The 4,258-nt window shown below is 67.7% G+C and carries 4 protein-coding genes; 3 read left to right on the forward strand and 1 reads right to left on the reverse strand.

The window, feature by feature from the left end; translation table 11 throughout:
* Positions 1–170: 170 nt before the first annotated feature.
* Complete coding sequence (locus tag AC5JJ6_RS01155) at positions 171–1,193, reverse strand: SGNH/GDSL hydrolase family protein (RefSeq protein WP_496040277.1); 1,023 nt, start codon at positions 1,191–1,193, stop codon at positions 171–173.
* Between the two features lie 302 nt (positions 1,194–1,495).
* Here AC5JJ6_RS01155 and AC5JJ6_RS01160 point away from each other — a divergent pair, with 302 nt between their 5' ends.
* The 3 genes from AC5JJ6_RS01160 to AC5JJ6_RS01170 all read left to right on the forward strand — a co-directional run.
* Positions 1,496–2,866, forward strand: coding sequence for a hypothetical protein (locus AC5JJ6_RS01160; protein WP_496040278.1), 1,371 nt, complete (start codon positions 1,496–1,498; stop codon positions 2,864–2,866).
* Positions 2,853–3,332 (forward strand): FAD synthase family protein, encoded by a 480-nt coding sequence (locus AC5JJ6_RS01165; RefSeq protein ID WP_496040279.1) that lies wholly within the window; start codon positions 2,853–2,855, stop codon positions 3,330–3,332. The genes AC5JJ6_RS01160 and AC5JJ6_RS01165 overlap by 14 nt, the downstream gene beginning before the upstream one ends.
* Positions 3,329–4,258, forward strand: a 930-nt coding sequence (locus AC5JJ6_RS01170) for a uroporphyrinogen decarboxylase family protein (protein WP_496040280.1), incomplete at its 3' end; no start/stop codon positions are given. The genes AC5JJ6_RS01165 and AC5JJ6_RS01170, both read left to right, overlap by 4 nt.

Raw genomic sequence — 4,258 nt, forward strand, 5'->3', positions numbered from 1 at the left:
TGGACTTCAGCTTGAAGTCCTCCCGTCAGCCTCCGCCAGGAGGTACCCGGATCAAGTCCGGGTATGACGGAAAGGGAGGCGAGCATTGCCGAAGTGTCGTGCTGGAACGCCGTATTTTAGCGTCTATGGGATCAAGTCCGGGTAAGACGTAAGTAGATATTCACCCGGTTTTACCGCCGCTTCCGGCCGAACCTGGTGACGATGCCGGCCAGCAGCAGGGGGGCCATCAGGGCCATCGGCCAGGGTTCCGGCACGGTCACGGGGTCGAGGGCGGCCCTGATCGCATCCAGGGCCGCGTCGGCGAACAGGCCGTGGCCGACGGTCGTCGGGTGTTGCAGGTCCCAGAACAGGAACTGGTCCGGATCGGAGCAGGCCGTGGCGCCGGCGGGGACGGCGAACGGCGTAACCGGCAGGCACGCGTCGGTCACGTTGGTCAGGCCGAAGCTGGAAGGCGATGCCGATATGGTTTCGAGCAGGCCGAAGAAGTCCGGCCGGATCAGGTTGACTTCGCCGGAGCCTTCCAAGCCGGCAAGCCCCTGCGCCAGCGTCTGGTTGAAGACCGTGCTGAGCAGCCCTGCCAGACCGACCACGGCGTCGCCGGCCTGCCGGGCTTCCGGCAGGCGCCCGACATTCGCCAGCGTCGGCACGACGATATCGACCGCCCCGGCGTCCGCCAGATCGCCGACGATCCCGGCCAGTTGCTGGGCCGCCGTGGTGATGGCCGCGATCGGATCGGCGCTGCCGATGGCATCCCGGACATCGTTGCCGCCGCCGTAGACGACGTAGAGCGCGGTAGGATCGGCTCCGGTCGCGGCTGTGGCGTTGAGGAAAGCGTTGGTCTGGGCCCGCAGGCTGGGGACGAGCGGTGCTGCCGTAACCCTGGCCGACCCGAAGGCGAAGTTGGTGCCGCCGCCCAGCACGGGATCGACGGCGCCGTCCAGCGCCGCGCCGATCCGGTCGAGCCAGATCGGACCGTTGGAGAACCGTCCCTCGAAGTAATAAGGGGCGGGAGGAAGGGCGCCGTCAGTGAGGATGGAGACGTTGCCCGTGTCCGACAAGCTGTCGCCGAAGGCGACGATGGGCATTGCGCCGGCGCTGACGGAGGTCATCAGGATGGCGGCGCCAAGACTTACTCCAAGGATCGGGCGTGCCGCCTTCGAGGACTTCCGCCGCAGGGACGTGAATGCCAGCATTACCAGCCTCTCCCGGATGATCTGCACACCGCGCGGGCATCATAGGCTTGGTCTCCCCAAGGGTCGAGCGCGCTTGGGCGATTAACCCGACAGGTAGGCAGTGCCTCTTTCTATCAGGGCTTGCAGTGCAGGATCGGCGACCGAACGGCTCGATATTTCGAAAATTTGGTTCGTATTGATGATTGTTAAAGCATTGCGTGTCGTTAATCATGGCTGTCCGAATTCGCATTCCCAGGTGATTGCGAGGGTCGAGCAGCTAAGCCGGTTTCTTCCAGGGTCAGAGCCAGAATGTCCCCTCAGCGATGAAGGAAATCCGGGAAATCGGAACCATATATTCGGCTACTCCATCGGTCGAGCGCGCAAACGACTTGCTGGAAAGCGGATCGCCTGCCGCCGCCTATGGCGAGGCCCTGGCCTTGCTGGCGCGGCAGCCGGAAAACCGTTCGGTGGTCGAGGTCTTCGTTCGCGCGGCGGCGTGCGCCGAGCGTCAGGACGAGGGCGCCGAGGTCCTGCGCGGGCTTCGCCACCGTATCGACCCGGTCGGCTACGCCTGTGCCCTGGCGTCGATGTCGCTTCTGGACGGAGACCTGGAGACGGCGCGCGGCTGTGCCGACGGTCTTTCGACCAAGCCGGAGGCGACCGGGGCATACCTGAACATGAGGGTCGCGATCGCGGAGCGGGAGGAGGATCTGGAGGCGCTGCTGGAGCGGATGCTGGAGCGCGAACGGCGGATCGTGGATTTTCCCTTCGCCTGGCTCCCGGCGCGCTGGGAGGTGCAGGGGCGGCTTGGACGGCATGACGATGTCCTGCGGGAGGCGGCCCGGTTCGAACAGTCGATCCCGGCGCAGTTTTCCGTTGAGCGCCGCATCGTCAGGCTTCAGCGGGCCATGGCGAACCACAACGTCCTGTGCTTCGGGGAGAGCGAGGCGCTGGCGCTCGGCGTGGCGGAGGGTCTTCTTGAGGCAGGGCCGGGGCCGTCATCCTCGGCGCGGCTCGGCACCCGGCGCCGGCAGGGTATCGTCATCGGCGAGATCGAGCGGCTCGTCCTGACCGAGGCCTTGCCGGTGGCGGTTCATGCCGGCACGCTGCTCAGTCTGGTCAGGGAAGGCGGCTTCTTCCCCTGCGATCAGGATATCGATCTGGCCGCCCTGCCGCCGGCGACCAGTGCCGAGGTGGCGCAGGCCTTGACGGCGACCGGGGCGTTCCGCATCCGACGGCAGGCGCTGGATACCGGTTCGTTCCGGGCGCTGGTCCATCTCCGCACCGGCTTGGCGGTGGACGTGACGGAGTATCGCCGGGAAGGCGGCCGGTTCATCAGCACGTGGCGTCATCCCTCGGGCGTGGTGCTGCGGCAGGCGGCAGTCCCGGCCTTTGCCGCGCGGCTGGCCGATCATGCCGGCGTCGGCCGCCGGCTACCGTTGCCGGAGTTTCTGGAAGAGCAGTTGCGGGCTACCTACGGCGACTGGGAGACGCCCGCCAGTGACTTCGATACGCTTGTGTCCGCCCCCAATATCGTGGAATTCACCGGCTTCCTGCGCAGCGTGGCCGCGATCCGGCTTGCCGAGGCGATGCTGTCGGGTCGGAGCGGTTTGGCGCGTCATCTCGCGCGGACCCTGCGCCAGCGGAACGTCTCGCCCAGCCTGATGGAGCGGATCGCCGATGGATTCGCCTGAAACTTGCGATACGGTGCGGCATCGCTGGCGGACCGGCTACGCTTCCGGGGCGTTCGACCAGGTGCATGTCGGGCATCTGCGCTATCTGCGCGCCGCCGCCGCCCAGTGCGAGCGTCTGGTCGTCGGCATACCGAGCGATGCTGTGGTGGCCCGCGCCAAGGGGCGGGTTCCGCTGACCCCGCAGGCCGAACGGCTTGAGCTGGTCGCCGCCTTCGCCTGCGTGGCGGAGGCTTTGCCGGTGGCGGTTTCGATGGAGGACGCCGATCTTTTCGCCGATTTCGTCGCCGGCCTGGGGATCGACGCCGTTTTCATCGGGGCGGATTGGGAGGACACGCCGCGCTGGTCCCGCCTGCGTCCCCGGCTGGAAGCGCTGGGGATCGGCGTCATCTTCCTGCCGCGCACCGAGGGCGTCTCGTCATCGCTTCTCCGGGCGAGGTCGGGGAGTGCCGTGGAGACGCCGCCGTGACCGGGCGAGACCCGCCGCCGCGCTACCGCGAGTTGCTGACGGCGGTGCTGGCGGGTGAGCCGATGCCGGTCTGTCCGGTGTTCGCCCATCGGCATCATCCGGCGGCGGATCAGGACGGCGAACGGCTGGCGGAGGCGACCCTGGCGTGGCAGGCCCGGTTCGACTTCGATCTGGTCAAGCTGACGCCGGCTTCGACATGGCAGATCCTGGATTATGGCGTCGAGGATGCGCCCGACCCGGACGACGCCCTGGGGCGGCGGCGGATAACCCGGCGGGTCGTGACGGTCCCGGAGGACTGGTATCGTCTGCCCCGCCTCGAACCTGGCCGAGGCTTCGTTACCGAAATCCTGCGTGCTGCCGGGCTGGTCCGGCGGGCCTTGCCGGGAGTGCCTGTGGTGGCGACCGTCTACGGTCCCGCAGCACAGGCGGCCAAGCTCGCCGAGGCGGATCTTCTGGCTGTTCATGTTCGCGAGGCTCCGGAAGCGGTGGCGGCAGGGCTGCGCACCATTACCACCAATACCGTGCGGGTTATCCGCGCCCTGGCGGATACGGGGATCGACGGCGTCTTCCTGGCGGTGCAGAACGCCCGCGCTGGAGCGTTCACCGCCGATGCTTACGCTGGCTTCGGGCTTCCCGGAGATATCGCCTGTCTCGAGGCGATGCGGGAGTTGCCGTTCAACATCCTGCACCTGCATGGCGACGGCGTGCACCAGGGGCTGTTCCGGGACCGGCTTCCGGCGCTGCTCCACCTGGAGACATCGCCGGGTAACCCCGCACCTGAAACTCTGCTGGCGGGCGGAGGTGTGGCTACCGGCCCTTCGCCCTGGGGCGTCCTCAGTTCCGGCAGCGCCGTGGAGGCCTTTGCGGAAGCCGACGCGCTGCTGATGCGCTTGAAGGGACCGGGTTTCGTGCTGGCCCCAGGCTGC

The organism is Skermanella sp. (assembly GCF_059503625.1).